Annotated in this window: 17 protein-coding genes and 1 tRNA gene; 11 read left to right on the forward strand and 7 right to left on the reverse strand. The window is 28.9% G+C overall.

What is annotated here, in order from left to right:
• Positions 1-40: 40 nt before the first annotated feature.
• The 3 genes from DAD81_RS01425 (at position 41) to DAD81_RS01435 (ending at position 3,971) form a co-directional block, all read left to right on the forward strand.
• A complete protein-coding gene (locus DAD81_RS01425; RefSeq protein WP_111706444.1) occupies positions 41-1,570 on the forward strand; it encodes a RagB/SusD family nutrient uptake outer membrane protein in 1,530 nt (509 codons plus the stop codon).
• A gap of 231 nt (positions 1,571-1,801) precedes the next feature.
• Positions 1,802-3,442 carry a tetratricopeptide repeat protein gene (locus DAD81_RS01430; protein WP_111706445.1) on the forward strand — a complete coding sequence of 547 codons (1,641 nt, stop codon included), beginning with the start codon at positions 1,802-1,804 and terminating at the stop codon, positions 3,440-3,442.
• Between the two features lie 79 nt (positions 3,443-3,521).
• Positions 3,522-3,971, forward strand: coding sequence for a MaoC family dehydratase (locus DAD81_RS01435; protein WP_111706446.1), 450 nt, complete (start codon positions 3,522-3,524; stop codon positions 3,969-3,971).
• Between the two features lie 112 nt (positions 3,972-4,083).
• Here DAD81_RS01435 and DAD81_RS01440 read toward each other — a convergent pair whose 3' ends face one another.
• Positions 4,084-5,472, reverse strand: coding sequence for a dipeptidase (locus DAD81_RS01440; RefSeq protein WP_111706447.1), 1,389 nt, complete (start codon positions 5,470-5,472; stop codon positions 4,084-4,086).
• A gap of 127 nt (positions 5,473-5,599) precedes the next feature.
• On the opposite strand from DAD81_RS01440, the gene DAD81_RS01445 reads away from it, so the two are divergent.
• The 5 genes from DAD81_RS01445 to DAD81_RS01465 all read left to right on the forward strand — a co-directional run bounded on the left by DAD81_RS01445 (position 5,600) and on the right by DAD81_RS01465 (position 10,667).
• A tRNA-Leu gene (locus tag DAD81_RS01445) sits at positions 5,600-5,684 on the forward strand.
• 165 nt (positions 5,685-5,849) lie between these two features.
• Positions 5,850-6,554, forward strand: coding sequence for an NUDIX hydrolase (locus DAD81_RS01450; protein WP_111706448.1), 705 nt, complete (start codon positions 5,850-5,852; stop codon positions 6,552-6,554).
• Positions 6,555-6,735: 181 nt separating this feature from the next.
• The gene (locus DAD81_RS01455) at positions 6,736-7,752 is read left to right on the forward strand and encodes a UDP-glucose--hexose-1-phosphate uridylyltransferase (protein WP_111706449.1); all 1,017 of its coding nucleotides are present in this window, start codon (positions 6,736-6,738) and stop codon (positions 7,750-7,752) included.
• A 34-nt stretch (positions 7,753-7,786) separates the two neighbouring features.
• Positions 7,787-8,911, forward strand: a complete 1,125-nt coding sequence (gene galK / locus DAD81_RS01460) for a galactokinase (RefSeq protein WP_111706450.1) — start codon at positions 7,787-7,789, stop codon at positions 8,909-8,911.
• 136 nt (positions 8,912-9,047) lie between these two features.
• Entirely contained in the window at positions 9,048-10,667 is a 1,620-nt protein-coding gene (locus tag DAD81_RS01465) for a sodium/sugar symporter (RefSeq protein ID WP_111706451.1), read from the forward strand.
• A gap of 664 nt (positions 10,668-11,331) precedes the next feature.
• Here the strand turns inward: DAD81_RS01465 and DAD81_RS01470 are convergent.
• The 5 genes from DAD81_RS01470 to DAD81_RS01490 all read right to left on the reverse strand — a co-directional run bounded on the left by DAD81_RS01470 (position 11,332) and on the right by DAD81_RS01490 (position 16,706).
• Positions 11,332-12,132 (reverse strand): DNA/RNA non-specific endonuclease, encoded by an 801-nt coding sequence (locus DAD81_RS01470; protein WP_111706452.1) that lies wholly within the window; start codon positions 12,130-12,132, stop codon positions 11,332-11,334.
• Positions 12,122-12,571 (reverse strand): acyl-CoA thioesterase, encoded by a 450-nt coding sequence (locus DAD81_RS01475; RefSeq protein ID WP_111706453.1) that lies wholly within the window; start codon positions 12,569-12,571, stop codon positions 12,122-12,124. Before DAD81_RS01475 ends, DAD81_RS01470 begins: the two co-directional genes overlap by 11 nt.
• Before the next feature lie 134 nt (positions 12,572-12,705).
• On the reverse strand, positions 12,706-13,038 hold the full coding sequence (locus DAD81_RS01480; protein WP_111706454.1) for a hypothetical protein: 333 nt from the start codon (positions 13,036-13,038) through the stop codon (positions 12,706-12,708).
• Positions 13,039-13,462: 424 nt separating this feature from the next.
• Positions 13,463-14,557: an ABC transporter permease gene (locus tag DAD81_RS01485; protein WP_111706455.1), complete on the reverse strand. Its 1,095-nt coding sequence runs from the start codon at positions 14,555-14,557 to the stop codon at positions 13,463-13,465.
• Positions 14,558-14,597: 40 nt separating this feature from the next.
• Positions 14,598-16,706 carry a carboxy terminal-processing peptidase gene (locus tag DAD81_RS01490; protein ID WP_317047307.1) on the reverse strand — a complete coding sequence of 703 codons (2,109 nt, stop codon included), beginning with the start codon at positions 16,704-16,706 and terminating at the stop codon, positions 14,598-14,600.
• 297 nt (positions 16,707-17,003) lie between these two features.
• On the opposite strand from DAD81_RS01490, the gene surE reads away from it, so the two are divergent.
• From surE to lpxB, 3 genes are all read left to right on the forward strand, one after another.
• On the forward strand, positions 17,004-17,768 hold the full coding sequence (gene surE, locus DAD81_RS01495; RefSeq protein ID WP_111706457.1) for a 5'/3'-nucleotidase SurE: 765 nt from the start codon (positions 17,004-17,006) through the stop codon (positions 17,766-17,768).
• 85 nt (positions 17,769-17,853) lie between these two features.
• Complete coding sequence (locus DAD81_RS01500) at positions 17,854-18,135, forward strand: hypothetical protein (protein WP_111706458.1); 282 nt, start codon at positions 17,854-17,856, stop codon at positions 18,133-18,135.
• Positions 18,136-18,224: 89 nt separating this feature from the next.
• Positions 18,225-19,340: a lipid-A-disaccharide synthase gene (gene lpxB / locus DAD81_RS01505; RefSeq protein ID WP_111706459.1), complete on the forward strand. Its 1,116-nt coding sequence runs from the start codon at positions 18,225-18,227 to the stop codon at positions 19,338-19,340.
• A 29-nt stretch (positions 19,341-19,369) separates the two neighbouring features.
• On the opposite strand, the gene DAD81_RS01510 is transcribed toward lpxB, so the two are convergent.
• Positions 19,370-20,272: a hypothetical protein gene (locus DAD81_RS01510; RefSeq protein ID WP_111706460.1), complete on the reverse strand. Its 903-nt coding sequence runs from the start codon at positions 20,270-20,272 to the stop codon at positions 19,370-19,372.
• Positions 20,273-20,388: the final 116 nt, after the last annotated feature.

Genomic DNA, 20,388 nt, shown 5'->3' on the forward strand with positions numbered 1-20,388 from the left:
TGTTAGTTAAGTCAAAAATTAAATAAAAATATTAAAATATATGAAAACAATTAAATTAAATAAAATATTTAGAATTTTGCCAGTTTTTGGTTTGTTCTTTGTATTTGCTGTAATAGGTGTAACTGTTCAAAGTTGCGCAGAATTAGACCCAGATCCAACTGAGTTCAACTTACCACCTGAATCTTTTGGAAGTTTAGAAGAAATGGATAGTGGTATTGGAGGAGTTTATAGTCAGGTGACTTTAGCAGCACGTATGACTACTTTTTACGCACCAGCTTGGGGTGGAGATGATATGACAACTCATAGAGGGTTGAATAAAGCAGATTTTAGAGAATTTGACCAAAGAGCTGTTTTATCTACAAACAATAGATTGTTAAGAAACTGGAATGCAATTTTTGATGCAGTAAATGCTATTAACGGAGTATTAGAGCGTTCTGCTGGTTTGGTAGGTTTAGAAGCTGTAAATCAGGTTCTTTTAGAACAATATATAGGTGAAGCCTATTTTTTAAGAGGCTTTCTATTTTATCAATTAGCACGTGTACATGGAAGAATTCCATTACCGCTTACAAAATTTCCAGATCCTAATATCTCAAGATCTTCTATAGAAGAAGTATATATGCAAATTGAATCTGATTTTTTAGCATCAGAAGAAAGACTTCCTAATGTGTATCCCGGTGTTCTTCCAGGGGCTCCAAGACCAAATAAAGGTTCTGCTAAAGCACTTTTAGCAAGATTGTATATGGATTGGGCAGGATTTCCAATAAAAGATAATTCGAAATATGCATTGGCAGCTTCAACTGCTAAAAATGTTATGGATAATGCAGAAATGCATGGTTTTGGTTTAGTAGATGATTTAGAAGATTTATGGACATTGGCTGGGCGTTTTAGTAAAGAATCTATGTATACAATAGCATATTGTGTAGGTTGTCCAAATAATGCCGTAGGTAATAGAAAATTTAGTAGGTTAGGTTTACCTGCCGATTTAGGTGGATGGAATGAAACTTTTGCAGAAATTAAATTTTTTGAAGATTTCCCAGAAGGGCCAAGAAAAGAGGCTACTTATAGAACTGAGTTAGATTGGTTAACTTTTAATGCTCAGAAAAGTCCAATATTTAAAAAAATTACAGGGCCTCCTGGTGATTTAAAACCTGGTGATTTTATTACAGAAAGAAATGACATGATTATGCGTTATGCTGAGATATTGTTAATTTATGCTGAAGCATCTGGTCTTTCAGGTAATGTAACTCCAGACGCGTGGGAAGCATTAAATAAAATACGACGTAGAGCAGCTGGTTTGCCATTTGCTACTCCAAACCCTAGTGTAGATTTAACTTCAGGAGATTTAGCTGATTTAGCATTTGAAGAAAGCAAATGGGAGTTTGCGGGTGAATATAAAAGATGGTATGATTTAATGCGTAGGGAAAAAGTAAAAGAGGTACTTTCTGTAAGAGATGATGTTAGTGGTCCTGTTCCTGAGCATAGCCCAATTATTGGTAGTTTAGAAACTAGTACTTATTTAGCTCCAGTTCCTGCTGATGCAGTTGCAAGAAATCCAAATTTAGCGAATTAATAGTAAAGAAATAGAGGTTGTAAAAGTCGGTAGGGAATTTAATTTTCTTATCGGCTTTTTTATGTATTCTAAATTGTGAGTAAAAGTATTTTAGTTTAATTTAGTAGCTTCATTACTTGTTTATAATTAAAATATTACTTGTTGTTTAATTTAGTTTAAAAGGAAGAAACACAGTGTTTTATTAGTTTTTAAATTTGTAAAAGAGGTATTGTTTAAAGTCTAAATTTTAGTATGAGGGAATTATTGCAGGTAAAAAGTGATTTTTTATTGTTAAAAATAGTGTTTTTTATAGTTTTTGGTGCAAATGTAGTTTATTCACAAAGTGATTCATTAAGTCTGTCAATTAAAAATGTAATAAAAGAAGCAACCATAATAAGATATAAGAATATTGAAAATTCAGTAAACTTTCTTAAAGAAAAATCTGAGAAACATTTAAAAGAAGGTGATACTATTGGAGCAATTAAGATTTTAATGGAAATAGGGGTTAATAATAGCCATGGAGCAAATTATAATAAGGCTTACGATTTTTATTGGAAAGCACTTTTATTGGCTGATGAAATAAATAATAAAGAATTAAAAGCACTATTGTTTGTGCGAATAGGAAGACTTTATTCATTTTATAGAAGAAAAGATATCGCAATTGATTATTTAAATAACTCATTAGAGATTAGAAAAAATCTTATTAAAAAAGGAATTAAAACTTCAGAGATTTTAGTTGAGAATTATTATGAAAAACTAAAAATATATAGAGAGTTAAATGAATTTGATAATGCCAAAAAGTGCTTAGATAGCTGTTTAATTTTCTATAACGATTCAAGTATAATTAATAGAAAACAAATACAGGTTGAAGAAGCAGTATTATTGTCTGAGGATCATAATTTAGAACAAGCGGAAGATTTATTGTTAGATGCAATTCCTTGGTTTAGAGATTGTAAACCTTCTTATGGGGTTTTGGTGAATTCCTGTTTAGGAGATATTTATGCGAAAAAAAATGACCTTTCTAATAGTAGGTATTTTTACGAAAAAGCTCTAGAGATTTCAAAAAAATATAATGCGCATATTGATTTTACTCCTTTAATTTATGAAAAATTGGCAAAAATAAGTTTAAGAAATAATAATTTTTATGAGGCTTATTTAAATACTGAAATGGCAAAGAAATTAGATGCGCAATTTTTTGATAGTAGAAGTGAGAATAATAGACCTTTATTGGAGATAAAAGATGCATTTAGGATAGAAAAGAAAAATCAAGCAGAAATATTAAAAGAGCAAGAATTTAAAAAACATAAACATAATGATGAAATTTTATTGTTGCACAGAGTTATACTTGTAATAATTGTTATTTCAACTTTAATTATCGGATTTGTTTATTTGTGGTCTGTAAAAGTTCAACATAAAATTGAAAAACGAATAATTAAAAAGAACAAGAAAAAAGAAATTAATAAAGCAAATGAAACTTTAGAATTACGAAATAAAGAATTAGCAAGTTTTGCGTTACAATTAGCTGAAAAAGATGAATTTTTACGGCAATTAAAGAGTAAGCTTAAAACAGGGAAAGATGATATTAGTATTAGTGAAATTAAAAAATTAACAAATTCTATTACAATTAGTAATGTAAAGAGTTGGCAGGAATTTAAATTGAGGTTTACCTCTGTAAATGATAAGTTTTATAAAAAACTAACAACTAATTATCCCAATTTAAGTCAAAGAGACCAAAAGATATGTGCTTTAATTAAATTAAATATTTCAAGCAAAAAGATGGCTAGTTTATTGGGTATATCTGTTGAATCTGTGCATACAATAAGATATCGATTAAGAAAAAAATTAGGAATTTCAAGCGAAATAAATTTAGAAGATTTTATTTGTTCATTATAAGAATTTTAAAGGATATAAAATAAATAAGCATTTTTGTAAAAAGAAATTATAAACTAAGTAATAAAAAAAATAAGAATAGATGTATATTATATCAAGATTTTATGAAGACTACGAGTTAGGTAGTAAAAGAGAAACATTAGGGAGAACAATTACAGAAACTGATTTTGTTGTTCACGCAGGCCATACAGGAGATTATTTTCCTCACCATATGGATGCAGAGTGGTGCGCTACCCAACCTTTTAAACAAAGAATAGCACACGGAACTTTAACATTTGCCGTTGGAATTGGAATGACAGCAACTGAGATTAATCCAGAAGCTTTTTCAAAGGGATATGATAGATTGCGTTTTGTAAAGCCTGTACATATTGGAGATACCATTAGGGTAGTTATTACAATCAGCGAGAAAAAAGAATCAAAACGTCCAGAATTGGGTCAAATAAATGAACACGTTGAGATTTTCAATCAAAGAGACGAGTTGGTATTAGTTTGTGACCATATTTTGTTGGCTAAGAAAAAACAGATAGCTTAGAAATAAAAAAGAAGCTTTCTAAAAGATAATAAGATTCGTTTTTCTGAAATAAGTTCAGGTTTACGTAAATTTCACTTTTTAGAAAGCTTCTTTTTCTGTTTTTTTAAGTTTCTTACTTAAACATTTCAGTAAAATATTTATAGAATAAAGGAATAGTTTCAATTCCTTTTAAATAGTTGAAAATTCCAAAATGTTCGTTTGGAGAGTGAATTGCATCACTATCTAAACCAAATCCCATTAAAATAGTTTTACTTTTTAATTCTTTTTCAAATAAGGCTACAATTGGGATACTACCTCCAGAACGTTGTGGAATTGCAGGAATACCAAAAGTTTCAGTATAAGCTTTGTTTGCAGCTTTGTAACCAATATTATCTATAGGTGTAACATAACCTTCACCACCATGATGTGGAGTTACTTTAACTTTTACTGATTTAGGAGCAATACTCTCAAAGTGTTTAGTGAATAATTCAGTAATATTTTCTGATTTTTGATTTGGAACTAAACGCATGGAAATTTTAGCATAAGCTTTACTAGCAATAACTGTTTTTGCACCTTCACCAGTATATCCTCCCCAAATACCATTTACATCTAATGTAGGGCGAATAGAATTTCTTTCATTGGTTGTATAGCCTTTTTCTCCATGTACATCATCTATGTCTAAGGCGTTTTTATATGCATCTAATGAAAAAGGTGCTTTCGCCATTTCAGCTCTTTCTTCTAAAGATAATTCTTCTACATTATCATAAAAACCAGGAATAGTAATATGATTGTTCTCATCTTGTAATGAAGCAATCATTTTTGATAGAATATTTATTGGGTTTGCTACAGCACCACCATATAAACCTGAATGCAAATCACGATTTGGTCCTGTTACTTCAACTTCAACATAACTTAAACCACGTAAACCTGTTGTTATTGAAGGTTGAGAGTTTGAAATCATTCCTGTATCGGAAATTAATATAACATCATTAGATAATTTTTCTTGATTTCTTTTAACATACCAAGCCAAACTAGAGGATCCAATTTCTTCTTCACCTTCAATCATAAATTTTACATTACAAGGTAAATTTCCATTTACAGTCATATATTCTAATGCTTTTACATGCATGTACATTTGACCTTTATCGTCACAAGCTCCACGAGCAAATATTGCTCCATCAGGATGTGTTTCAGTAGTTTTAATAATTGGTTCAAACGGAGGAGAGGTCCAAAGTTCAATTGGATCTGCAGGTTGAACATCATAATGCCCATAAACTAAAACAGTAGGTAATTCAGGATTAATTAATTTTTCACCATATATAATTGGGTATCCTGGTGTTTCGCATATCTCTACTTTGTCACAGCCAGCTTTAATAAGTGAATCTTTTATTACATCAGCTGTATTTAATACATCTTGGCTATAAGCACTGTCTGCACTTATAGAAGGTATCTTTAATAATTCAATCAATTCATTAATAAATCTATCTTTATGTTGACTGATATATGATTTTATATTTTCCATTAAAATTTTAGGATTAATTATACTCAAAAATACATAAATTAATTTGGTTTTATATTGTTAAAAAAAATATTCAACATGTCCTTTGCAATTTTAAACAATTGTGTATATTTGCACGCACAATAATAAAGCGGGCGTGGTGGAATTGGTAGACACGCTAGACTTAGGATCTAGTGCCGCAAGGTGTGAGAGTTCGAGTCTCTCCGCCCGCACCAAAAAAAAGCTTCTCAGAAATGAGAAGCTTTTTACTTTTATAAGCTTTTTTTTTCCTCAAAATAAAATTAAAATAATTCCTAAAATTGTAGTAAGTTAGCTAACCAATTTTTAATTGTATAATCAACGGTTATTTTAATGTAATTGTTTTCAAATAAAATAAAATTATGAATTTATTGGATTCGTCACTTATTTATAAGGGTCAAGAAAAGATATTAGTGGCAGTTGATTGTATTATTTTTGGATTTGATTCTGAAAAGTTAAAATTACTACTTTTTAGAAGAAAGGTAGAGCCTCTTAAAGGTGAGTGGTCTCTTGTTGGTGCATTTATAAAAAATAACTTAAGCCTTAATAATGCAGCTAAACAAATTTTATTGGAGTTATCTGGTCTTGAAAATAATTATCTTCAAGAGTTACAAACTTATAGTAAAGTAGATAGGGATCCTGGTGAAAGGGTTATTTCTGTAGCGTTTTTTAGTTTAATTCGTATTAGCGATTTTGAATTAAAAAGTGTAGAAAAGTATGATGCTCATTGGTTTGATTTTGATGATATACCAGATTTAATATTAGATCATAGACAAATGGTAGATGATGCTTTTAAGAGATTAAGAGCTAAAGCATCTCATCAGCCTATAGGATTTGAATTATTACCTGAAAAATTTACAATTCCACAATTACAAACATTGTATGAATGTGTTTATCAAAGAAAATTGGACGATAGAAATTTTAGAAAAAAGATACTTTCGTTTGATATTTTAACAAAAACAGGAGAGAAAGATAAGAGTAGTTCCAAGAAAGGAGCTTTCTTATATATGTTTAATAAGGATAAATTTGATGCTTTTATTGCGAAAGGCTCCAATTTTGAGCTCTAAATTAAATACTTTTTAGTCATAAAATTTTTAAAATATAAAAAATAAATGTAAATTTGACGTTTATTAATAAGTCTTTGAACTTTAAGAGGCTAGAGTAAGGTTGGAAGAGAAGTTTGAAATTTAAAGACTGTTGAATTTGATATTTACAATAAATTATAAAATAAATTAAACCAAACTTATTATGAATTCGTTTTTAGAAGATCATCCACACAGAAGATATAATATTCTTACAAAAGAATGGGTACTTGTTTCTCCACATAGAAATAAAAGACCTTGGCAAGGTAAAACAGAAACCAATGCTAAAAAAGAAGAATTAGCATACGATCCAGAATGTTATTTATGTCCAACTAACTCTAGAATTAGTGGAGAGGTAAATGAAGATTATAAAAGCACTAATGTATTTACAAATGACTTTGGAGCACTTTTAAAAGAAACTCCAAATTTTCAATACAATGAAGGTTTAATGAAAGCTGAAGGAGAAAATGGAATTTGTAAAGTAATTTGTTTTTCACCAAATCATTCATTAACAATTCCAGATATGGAAATACCAGCGTTAATAGATGTTGTTGAAACTTGGCAAAAAGAATATACAGAACTTGGAAGTTTACCTGAAATAAATTACATCCAAATATTTGAAAATAAAGGTGCAATTATGGGATGTAGTAACCCACATCCACATGGTCAGATTTGGGCGCAACACTCAATTCCTTCTGAAATTCAACATAAAACTGAATCTCAAAAAGAATATTTTGAAAAGAATGGTAAAAGTTTACTACAAGCATATATTGAACAAGAATTAGAAGAAGGAACAAGAATAATATCTCAAAATGATAGTTTTGTTACTTTGGTTCCGTTTTGGGCAAAATGGCCTTATGAAGCTATGATTGTACCAAAAGAACAAATGAATAATATTAAAGGATTATCAGATAAGCAAAAAGAAGATTTTGCTGAGCAGTTAAAAACTTTAACTCAAAAATTTGATAAATTGTTTGATACATCATTCCCATATTCAGCAGGTATTCACCAAGCACCAACAGATGGTGGTGATTATGAAGAATGGCACTGGCATATGAGTTTTTACCCACCATTATTAAGATCTGCAACAATTAAGAAATTTATGGTAGGTTACGAAATGTTTGCAATGCCTCAACGAGATATCACAGCAGAATTTGCGGCTGATAAATTAAGAGCATTATAAAAATTAAACCAAATTAATAAAAATATAAAGTATTATGGCTACAGAATACGATTTAGTAGTTGATTCTCCTGGTAGAATTAATATTATTGGAGAGCATACAGATTATAATAACGGATTTGTATTGCCTACCGCAATTGACAAAATAATTAAATTTAAATTTAGAAAGAATGGTAGTGCTGATAAGTGTACAGTTCACAGTGCTAATTTTAACACAGACTTTTCTTTCAGTTTAAAAGATGTTAAACCAAGTAAAGAACAATGGGCAAATTACATTTTAGGTGTAATTTCTGGTATTCAGGAGTTAACTGATAAAATTGAAGGTTTTGATTGTACATTGGATAGTAATATTCCTGTAGGTTCAGGTATTAGTTCTTCAGCAGCATTAGAATGTGGTTTAGCATTTGGTTTGAATGAATTATTTGATTTAGGTTTAACAAGGTTACAAATGGTTAAAATTGGTCAAATGGCTGAGCATAATTATGTTGGAACTAAATGTGGAATTATGGATCAATTTGCATCTGTAATGAGTAAAGATGGACATGTAATTTTATTAGATTGCCAATCATTAGAATATGAATATGTTCCAATTACAATTAAGCCTTATAAAATATTGTTATTAAATACCAATGTTTCTCATAATTTAGCAGATGGTGAATACAATAAGCGAAGAGCCATGTGTGAAGCTGGTGTAGAAACAATAGCTAAGAAATATCCAGAAGTAAAATCTTTAAGAGATGTTTCTCCTGAAATGTTAACTGAGTTTAAAGGAATTTTAGATGATGTTACATATAATAGATGTTCTTATGTAGTTGATGAAAAAGTTCGTGTGTTAGATACTGTTGAAGCTTTAAAAAACAACAAACTTGATGAAATGGGTGCAAATATGTATGCAACTCATGAAGGGCTTTCAAAATTATACGAAGTAAGTTGTGATGAATTAGACTTTTTAGTTGATTTTTCTAAAAATTATGATTCAGTAATTGGTTCTCGTATGATGGGTGGTGGCTTTGGTGGTTGTACTATTAACATAATTAAAGAAGACGCTGTTAAAGAGTTTTCTGAAGCAGCTGAAAAAGCATATTTTGATAAGTTTAATATCAAGTTAACAGCATTTGAGGCCAACCCTTGTGGAGGAACATCAATAAGTGAAACCAAATAATTAACCAAATTAAACCATAACTCATACAAAATAATTCAATAGTGTCTTTTTAAAGATGAGATATAATTGATATTTGTAATTAGTATAAGTTAGGAATTAATTTATAATCAACAATAAACTAAATTTATATATTATTATGACAACAACTTTCGGAATTTTAGATTACGTCATTTTTATAGCCTATGCCGTTCTTATTTTAGGGGTAGGTTTATGGGTATCTAGAGATAAAAAAGGACATGAAAAAAATGCTGAAGATTACTTTTTGGCAAGTAAATCTTTACCTTGGTGGGCTATTGGAACAAGTTTAATTGCAGCCAATATTTCTGCAGAACAATTTATAGGAATGTCAGGGTCTGGATTTGCTCTAGGTTTGGCAATTGCTTCTTACGAATGGATGGCGGCCATAACATTAATAATAGTTGGTAAGTATTTTTTACCAATTTTTATTGAAAAAGGATTATATACAATACCTGAATTTGTTGAAAAACGATTTTCAACAAACTTAAAAACTATCTTAGCTGTATTTTGGATTGCTCTTTATGTATTTGTTAACCTTGCTTCTGTATTATATTTAGGATCATTAGCATTAGAAACAATTATGGGAGTTCCTATGATGTATGGTGTAATTGGTTTGGCATTGTTTGCAGCTGCTTACTCTTTATATGGAGGGCTTTCAGCAGTGGCTTGGACAGATGTTATTCAAGTTATTTTCTTGGTATTAGGTGGTTTAGTAACAACATATTTAGCCTTAAATACAGTATCAGGTGGAGAAGGTGTGTTAGCCGGAATAAGTAAAGTTTATGAAGCTGCTCCTGAAAGATTTGCAATGATTTTAGATGAATCTAACCCTGAATATAACAACTTGCCTGGTATAGGAGTTTTAGTAGGAGGTTTATGGGTAGCAAACTTTTATTACTGGGGTTTCAACCAATATATAATTCAAAGAACTTTAGCTGCTAAATCGTTAAAAGAATCTCAAAAAGGTATTTTATTAGCTGCAGGTTTAAAATTAATAATTCCTGTAATTGTAGTGGTTCCTGGTATTGCTGCTTGGGTTATGGTAAATGATCCTGAAATTATGGCTCGTTTAGGTGAAGCTGGTTTAAAAAACCTACCATCATTAGATCAAGCAGATAAAGCGTATCCTTGGTTATTACAATTCTTACCAACAGGTATGAAAGGAATTGCATTTGCAGCATTAACAGCGGCTATTGTATCATCATTAGCTTCAATGTTAAATTCAACGTCAACAATTTTTACGATGGATATTTATAAGCAATATATCAATAAAAATGCTAGTGATAAAGCTACCGTAAATATGGGTAGAATTTCTGCTGGTGTTGCTTTAATAATTGCTTGTATTATGGCTCCTCTTTTAGGAGGAATTGATCAAGCTTTCCAATTTATTCAGGAGTATACAGGAATTGTAAGTCCAGGTATTTTAGCCGTATTTATTTTAGGTTTATTCTGGAAAAAAACAACAAACAAAGCAGCAATTATTGGAGCGTTAGTTTCTATTCCAATTGCTTTAGCTTTTAAAGCTACTTCAATGCCTTGGATGGACCAAATGGGTTTAACCGCTGTTTTAACTATGGTTGTAATTATTATTACTAGTTTAATTCAACATAAAGGGAAGGATGATGAAAAAGCAATTGAAATTACAAAAGAATTGTTTAAAACAAGTCCATTATTTAATATTGGAGCCTTTGCAATAATGTTAATTTTAGTTGCATTATATTCAATGTTCTGGAATTAAAAATAAGATTTTAATATAAAAAAAAGAGTTGATGAAAGTCAACTCTTTTTTTTTGTATTTAAAATAAAGGTTATTAAAATAGATCTCTACAAACTAAATTATATAGATAATTGTTTATTTAATGTTTTCATTTATTACGTCCAGAGTACGTCCAGAGTGCGTCCAGAGCAATTATAATCTGTAGCTTTAGTCCCATCGGGTTTAGTTTCGAAACATTTTTAGAAGAATTTCAATTGCTTGTATCTTTTGTAAAAGAGCCAGTTAATTCTACTTTATTCATTCTATAACTGTTAAGTGATCAAAGCCTTTTTTGAAGTTTGTAAATAACTATTGTTGAAATTAATAAAAAAGCTGAGATTAATAATTTAGTTTCCATAATAGTTGTTTTTATAGTTTGTTTCTTTACTACTATATCAACAAGTACTTAAAAATGTTACCATTAAAAGTTTATTTCTTAATTAGAAAGCCTTTTTTTACGGTTTTGAGTTAAATGTTTTATAAAGTCCACCTAGATTATCTAAATTAATAGTTAGCTAATTATTAATTCTTTAGTGAATTTAGATATGTCTGGATTTAAAAGGTTAGAGTTAGAAAAAATAGTGAGTACTAACAACTAAACATATTATTGTAAAGTTAGTTAACCTTTATAATTTTGAAATCTTGTTTATCTAAAAATCCAATTGGAATAGTTAGAAGATTTCTCTAATTTGTTTTCTAAGGAATCTTCTAGTTTAGGGAAAAAATCAATGCCTGTAATTTTTTCAATTTCATCAATAGAAGTTACAAATTTATATAGAGCACTCTTTGATTCCTTATGAGGAATTAAAAAGGCAATTGCTTTTATTTCTGGTTCTTGATAGTCTAAAATAATTTTGTAAAAATAATTAGGGACTGTAATTTTTTCACTTCCAATTGTTTTTGAAGTGTTTTTTAAAACACCACCAGTTACAACATAAACACTTTTGTATTTCTTTGCCCAATACCTTGTCTTTTGTTCTAAACGGTTCCAGATACCAGCGTTAAATTTATGCTCTTGAGGAGATATATTACTGGTTAAAAATGTTTCATTATAAGCTAATTTTGAAAATTTTCTATCTCCTGCAGGACAAAGGTGACCTTTATCAAAACCTGATTTTGAATAATTTTTATAATGAGCACTTTTGGTTAAAACTTTAGGGTCTTTTATAAAATATGGACGTTTAAAGTTTGAAGAAGAAATATCTTCGTCTTTTAATTGATAGGCTACCCATTCTGCCTGTTCATCTTTTTCGCTATATGAAAGTTTATAAAAGGCATGTTCTATAATTTGACCAGTAGTTGAAGTTGGAGAAAGATCTAATTTTATATTGGAAGTTTTTTCTTTTGTTGTTTCTATAAAATCTTCAGTTGAAAAATTATCATATAGATAAAATCCAACTGAAAATATTAAAGTTAAAACAATGTAAATAGTTTTTCTATTTCTCACTTTTTAGCGGAATTTCTTTAAAGTTTTCCGTTTTAGGTAATCCTTCAAAAATTTTCACAAAATCAGCAGGTGGAGAGGTTAATTTTCTTTTTATTAAATCAATCCAAGCTCCGTAAACTTTAATTTCCGCAGATAAAATACCATCTTTATTATAAATTTGATGGTTAAATCTCCAGCGTTCAATACCTTTAGAAACACCTTCTAATTCCATATGAACTGTAATGTTTTCTCCAATATTAATTTCTTTATAAAAAGAAGTTTCTTCCTTAAAAAGAATTGGTCCAATATTTAACTTCGCAAATTCATTAATAGATAAGCCGTGTTCTTGAAAATATCTAACTCTTACTTCGGCGGCATAATCATTATATGCAGTGTGGCGCATATGTCTGTTTGGGTCAAAATCTGACCATTTTGTGTTAAAAGTAACTTCGAAATCCATATATAATTTTTCAGATTGCTAATTTACATGATTTTGAATAAAAAAGAGCTTCTTAACAAGGAGGTCTTTTAAACTTTAATTTCTTTTTTTTATCTGCTTTTTATTTTTTAGGTTTTGTTAGTATTATTGAACCACTATTTTTTAGAAGAGGTTGTGTTACTTCTACTTGCGTTGTGATCTTGTGCTTTAGAAGAGGTTGTGTTACTTCTGCTCGCGTTATGGTCTTGTGCTTTAGAAGAAGTTTTATTACTTCTACTCGCGTTGTGATCTTGTGCTTTAGAAGAGGTTGTGTTACTTCTGCTCGCGTTGTGATCTTGTGCTTTAGAAGAGGTTGTATTACTTCTACTTGCGTTATGGTCTTGTGCTTTAGAAGAGGTTGTATTACTTCTGCTCGCGTTATTGCTAATATTTTGTGAGTAACTAGTGGTTACAAACACAAAAAAAATAAGAATGCTTAATTTTTTCATAATGAAATTTGATTTTTGTTAATAGCTACATTAATAATTTATAATGCTTATTTGTATATCAAAAAAATAGATTAATTGTTACCTTCTTAAAGGTGAAAAAGTTTTTAAGTTAATTTTTAAAGTGGGTGAAATAAGTAGGATGGTCTTTTTTTGAGATTATTAAAATTCGAAATATTATTTAATGTGAAGCAGTTGTTTAACTATTTGGTATTTAAGTGGTAATGGAGTAATTTTAATTGATAATTAAGTTTTTTGTACTTCAAACTTTATAAATATAAAATTGGTAATTAAATAAAAATATAATGATTGGATGAGCTGTTTGTTTATCTTTATAAATTATAAAAAGCTGTTTTATTTTAATATTTCTTTTAAATTTAAAGCTTGTTTTATAGTTGAAGGAATGGTAAAAAGAAATTATGGACAACTAATTTTTCACGTCTAAAGCATCACGTAAGGCATTACCTATTAACATAAAAGCCATTACTAAACTCATTATTGCTAAACCTGGAATAACGGCTAAATATGCCTTTCCTAGAATTATATAGCTATAGTGGTCCTTAATCATAGCTCCCCAAGATGGAGTGGGAGGTTGCGCTCCAATACCTAAAAAACTTAAGCCACTTTCAATTAAAATTGCACCGGCAAAATTAGCGGCCGATATAACAATAACAGGAGCCATAATATTTGGAAGTATATGGTTAAATATGATTCTATAATTTGAGAAACCTAGAGCTTTGGCAGCTTCAACATATTGCATTTGTTTGGCACTCATAATTTGTCCTCTAACTACACGTGCAACTTCAACCCACATTGTTAAACCCACGGCAATGAAAACCTGCCAAAATCCTTTTCCAAGAGCAAGTGTTATTGCAATAACAAGAAGCAGTGTAGGTATTGACCACGTTATATTAATAATCCACATTATAAAAGCGTCTACTTTACCACCAAAATACCCGGCTATTGCACCTATAGAAATTCCTATTATTAAAGATATAAAAACAGCGATAAACCCAATAAAAAATGAAATTCGGGTTCCAATAATCATTCTGCTTAATAAATCTCTTCCATATTTATCGGTTCCTAAATAGAATTTTTTTGTTTTTATATAATTAGTAATTTCATTCCCTTCAAATATTGAAATGGGGTACAATTTAGATATGTTTTTTGAGCCAATTTCAGTATAAGGAAAAATGGTTAAACTATTGTTTGAAATTTTAAAATGGGAGATTGGTATTTCCGTAATTGGTTGTTTTTTACCATATAGAAATTTATTAAAAAAAGGTTGATCATCAACACGTTTTGTAGGAAGCGTAAGCATTAACACTTCAAACCCAGGTTTTTTAGAGTGAATTTCTAAATGCATTTGATTTGCATTACTGCTATTGTCTGGCGCAAGTATATAGGCAAAAATAGCTATAAATCCACACAAAATAATATACCAAAAACTAAACACTCCAGTAGTGCTTTTTTTAAACTTCTGGAGTGCTAATTTTGAAAGTGAATTTGTTTTTGTATTCAATAGTTTGTCTTTATAAATATAAAGTTACAACTTTTTAAAATTAATTTTTTACTAAATGATACTTTGGCTTCAATTTTAAATCATCCAATACATTTAAAGCTTCAGCAACATAAATATCTTTTTTTAAGTTTTTATGCCAGATTTCACGTTTTTCAGATAAATCTTCATCATCTTTTTCAAGGGTTTGCTCATATAAAGGAGATTGAAAAGTTAGGTTTGTTGTGTAATCTTTAATTGCACTAAACTTGTCTGATTCTTTTTTATGTATCTCTATATCATTTTTATAATTGTCATAATTTAAATAGATTATAGAATCATCTTGAGATTTTTTTAACCATTTAGCATTATCATCAATCAATTTAAAATATTTATTGTCAGCAATTCTTTTTTTACTATTATTAATAACTGTATTAAAGTTGTCATATTTATTCCACAAGGCATATGAAGCTTGCGGCACTTTATCAAATTTTAATGGGTTTTCTAAATCTCTTTCACCAATTTCCATATATGAAAATTTACTTGGTAGTACAATATCAGAATGAACTCCTTCTAATTGAGTTGAACCTCCATTAATTCTATAAAATTTTTGAATTGTAATTTTTAAGGCTCCAAGATCTTCATTTAAATTATGATATCTGTTTAAATCAAGAACACTTTGAACGGTTCCTTTACCATATGTTTGCGTTCCTCCAATAATAACAGCTCTATTATAATCTTGCATGGCGGCAGCAAAAATTTCTGAAGCAGATGCAGATAATTCATTCACTAAAACAACTAAAGGTCCATCCCACTGTATTTTTGAGTCTGTATCTTTTTTTACTTCGGCTTCTTTATCTCTATATTTTACTTGTACAACAGGTCCTTGATTAATAAATAAACCTGAAATTTCAATGGCTGTTTTTAATGATCCACCTCCATTATTTCTTAAATCTATAACCAAACCATCTATATTTTCTTTTTTCAACCTATCAATTTCTTGAGTCATATCTGTAGTTGAATTTCTATAATTTTTTTCGTCAAAATCTATATAAAATTTTGGTAAGTCTATAATTCCAAATTTCTTACCATCCTTTTTTACTACGCTTGATTTAACAAAGGTTTCTTCTAATTCAACAACATCTCTTATTATTGATATTATTTTTATAGAACCATCAACTTTTTTTACAGTTAATTTTACCTCTGTTCCTTTTTTTCCTTTTATAAATTCTATAGCGTGGTCTAATCTCATACCTACAATATCAGTAGGTTCTTCATCACCCTGAGCAACTTTTAATATTAAGTCTTCAGCTTCTAATTCACCTTGTTTCCAAGCAGGTCCACCTCTAACTAATTCACTCACTTTGGTGTATTCATTCTTTTTTTGAAGTCTAGCACCAATTCCTTCTAGTTTACCTGAAATACTTTGATCAAATCCTTTTTTAGTAATTGGATCAAAATAAGTTGTATGAGGATCAAATAATTCTGAAATACAATTTATATAAGTTGAAAACCAGTCTGAACGTTCTAATTCTGATAATCTAACAAAATATTCATCCATATTTGATAAGGTAGATTTTCTAGCTTCAATTTCAAGTTCTGAAAATGATTTTATTTTATAAGTATCATCCTTTTTTAATTTATCATCTTCTTCTTGAACTTTGTCATAAATACGTGTTAAAGTGCTAAATTTCATTAATTTACCCCAGCGTTGAATTAATTCGTTTTGATTGCTTGGGAAATTAACTTTTTTATAATCAACATTTAATGTTTCCTTTGAGTCAAAATCTATTTTGGAAGATAAAATATTTTTGTAGTAGGTTTTAGATTCTTCAAAACGTTGGTTAAAACGTTCAATCGCCAAATTAAAAAAGGTTAAATCTTCTTTTTTAATTTGATCATCTATGTCTTTTTTATATTTAGAAAGTTCATCAATATCAGATTGCAAGAAATATCTTTTAGAAGGATCTAAACGTTCTAAAAAATTATCATAAACTTTTTCTGAAAAATCATCATTAATTTCCCTTGGTTCATAATGCCACTGCGTTAAAACATAATTTAAAATTGTTATTAAAGCTTTATCCTTTGGATCAGTATTTTCTAACCTTATAAAGCTTGTTAAAAGCATTATTACTGCAAGTACTGGTAATAAAAAATTTAATTTTTTCATCATTGTCTTTCTTGTCAAAATTATATATAAATGTTGATATTAATATAACTAAAATAGTGCCAACATATCTATTATGTGCCTAAATTAACATTTTTTTATAAATCTTACGAAATGCTTTGAGTTTTTTCTAGAATATCATTCAATTAAATAATAAAACTAAGTTTATATCCAATTTAATTATTGATAATAAAGGCGTACAATAATAATTAAAATTACTACAGTTTTATCACTATAAAATGTTAAAATTTAATTTATTCAAACCAAATAAAATGTAGTAAATTTGTTTTTAAATTTTGAATTATGAAGAAAAGACCATTAATTTTAATAACCAATGATGATGGTATTACAGCTCCAGGAATAAGAACATTAATTTCAGTAATGAACGAAATTGGAGACGTTGTTGTGGTTGCTCCAGAAGGGCCGCAAAGTGGTATGGGACATGCTGTTACACTTAATGAAACGTTATATTGTAATGAAATAAAGTTAGATAGTGGTTCGCAAAAAGAATTTAAATCTTCGGGAACTCCTGTAGATTGTGTAAAGTTAGCAGTTAGTGAAATTTTAGATAGAAGACCAGATATTTGTGTATCTGGAATAAATCATGGTTCTAACTCTTCAATTAATGTTATTTATTCTGGTACAATGAGCGCGGCAGTAGAAGCAGGAATAGAAGGAATACCTGCCATCGGTTTTTCATTGTTAGATTATTCTTGGAACGCAAATTTTGAACCTTTAAAACCTTATATAAAACAAATAGTTTTAAATGTTTTAAAGAATGGTTTGCCTGAAGGTGTTGTACTAAATGCAAATTTCCCAAATAGTGAAAGCTTTAAAGGTATTAAGATTTGTAGACAAGCACGTGCTAATTGGGTGGAAGAGTTTGATAAACGTGTAAATCCGCAAGGAAAAACTTATTATTGGTTAACAGGTGAATTTGTTAATATGGATAAAGGAGAGGATACAGATGAATGGGCGTTGGCAAATAATTACATTTCCTTGGTTCCTGTGCAATTTGATTTAACTGCACATCATTTTATTCAAAAGTTGAATAATTGGAATTTATAGAAATAAGCATGTCTAATTTTGATTTATATTGAAATGATTAATGCTAAACATTGAATGATAATAATATAAATAAAAATTTAGACGCATGAAAAAGGAAATTTTAATTGGTTTTTTAGTTGCTATTGTAGCTACACTTATTGGTTCATATATTTTTATTGAATTATTTTCAAAATTTAACTTTAATAGAAGTTTAGAATTAATAAAAGAAGGTGATTTAGGAGGGAAAGTATTAATGCTTGGTGCTCTAGCTAATTTTTTCGTGTTTTTCGTGTTTTTGAAGAAAAAACAAATTTATAGAGCAAGAGGTGTGCTTATAGAAACATTTTTAGTCGCTTTTTTAGTGTTGCTATTGAATATTTTGGGGTAATTTGAAACAAGTATTTATAATTTTTACACATAAGGGAATTATTAATAGTGAGCAGCATGTGTTACCTATTATAATAAAAATTTAAACACATGAAATATTATATTATTTCTGGAGAGGCTTCAGGAGATTTGCACGGGTCTAATTTAATGAAAGCTATATTTGAACAAGATTTAAAAGCTGAAATACGCTTTTGGGGAGGTGATTTAATGGCAGAAGTTGGTGGTACCTTGGTAAGTCATTACAAAGAAAGAGCTTTTATGGGGTTTGCAGAGATTATTACAAACCTTTCAAAAATTTTTAGTTTTATAAAATTCTGTAAAAAGGATATTTTAAAATTTAATCCTGATAAAATTATATTTATTGATAATTCAGGATTTAATCTTAGAATAGCAAAATGGGCCAAAATAAATAAATTTAGAACCGTTTATTATATCTCACCACAAGTTTGGGCAAGTAGACCTGGAAGGGTAAAAGATATTAAAAGAGATATAGATGAAATGTATGTTGTTTTACCTTTTGTAAAAGATTTTTATAAAAAGTATGATTATAATGTTAATTTTGTGGGGCATCCTTTATTGGATGCTATTGCTAATAGAAAAAAGATTCATGAAATTGAGTTTAAAAAACAACATAATTTATCTGATAAGCCTATAATTGCATTGTTACCAGGAAGTAGAAAGCAAGAAATAAAAAAAATGCTTTCAATAATGCTTTCAGTAGCTAAGAAATTTCAAGATTACCAGTTTGTAATTGCCGGAGCTCCAAGCCAAGAATATGATTTTTATAAACAGTTTATTACTGATGAAAATGTGAAATTTATTAGTAATAAAACATATGAGTTATTATCAATTTCTTACGCGGCTTTGGTTACTTCAGGAACGGCTACCTTGGAAACTGCACTTTTAAAGGTTCCGGAAGTAGTTTGTTATAAAACCAGTTGGTTATCTTACCAAATTGGAAAACGATTAATAGACTTAAAGTTTATTTCTTTAGTAAATTTAATAATGGATAAAGAAGTAGTTAAAGAATTGATTCAAGAAGATTTTAATAAATCTAATTTAGAAATTGAAATGAAAAAAATTCTAAATGATTCTGAACGTTCTAAAATGTTTTTAGATTATTATGATCTTGAAAAAAAATTAGGAGGAGTGGGAGCTTCAACAAAAGCAGCAAAATTAATTGTTTCAACTACCCCAAAACTATAAATTGTCTTGGAGTAATTGAAATTATTGAATTAATAAATACTTTTTTCTTTACAAATGGATTCTAGGGTGTCTTCAATATCTCCTGGAGTACTCATAATTTTCATAAAAGTTCCCATAGTTAATTCAGGCCAATGCAATGCAATTCTGTATTTTCCATGAAGCATTGTAGCTTTTTTTCCTTGAAGAATAATTTCATATGGCAAGGCTGCTGCGTGAGCTTCTCCAATTTTGGGTAAAAAATAAGCTTCTCCATCTTCAGGGTTTTTTAAGCCTATTCCAAAAACGGCAACTTTTTCTTTTGAATAAATTAATTTATAAACTTGAGTTGTGTTATTATTTTTAGAGCTTAAATTAGAGTTAATTATTTTCAAACCCTCTTCAAAAGAAGTAAACTCATTTAAAGTAATAGGATCGGTGAAATAGGGCATCATAATTTTATAATGATATTTTCCTAATTTAGAAGCTTTAACGGTACCTCCAAATGGTTTAAACTCATTTCCAATTATAGATAGGCAGGTTTTTAACTCAGAACTGAATTTTGTAAAAACAGGTTTAAAGTTATTATAATTTGTATTTAAGTAGGCTCTTAAAATGTAATCTGGGTTTGTGTAAGATATTGTTGTTTTACCGTTTTGAGTAACCAATCCAATCTTGAATATAGCTGCTAGAGCTCCTCTATCTTTAATTTTAATAACGGTGTTTTTTAGGTCTTTATTTGTAAATGCAATTACCTTTAAAGATTTTTTATTTGAAGGGGTGTAAATTCCTAAAATTTCAAAAGAACTACTTTTTAGAACGTTAATTATTTTTTCTGAAATATGGTCAATACTTTCTGTAGATTCGGAAACTTTTATATACGGAGAAATTTCTTGTGCAAATGAATTAATCCCTATAAAAATAATAGCTAAATAACTGAATATTAGTTTTTTCATATTAATCTAAGTTGGTTTCTATCAAAATTAAGCGTTAAGGGACTAGGCTATTATGATATAAGTCATTTTGTAACTTTTGTTACTTATTGAAAATGAATTGCTTAGTTCAGAAGTGA

The organism is Lutibacter citreus, from assembly GCF_003260195.1.
In the GTDB taxonomy this organism is placed as follows: domain Bacteria; phylum Bacteroidota; class Bacteroidia; order Flavobacteriales; family Flavobacteriaceae; genus Lutibacter; species Lutibacter citreus.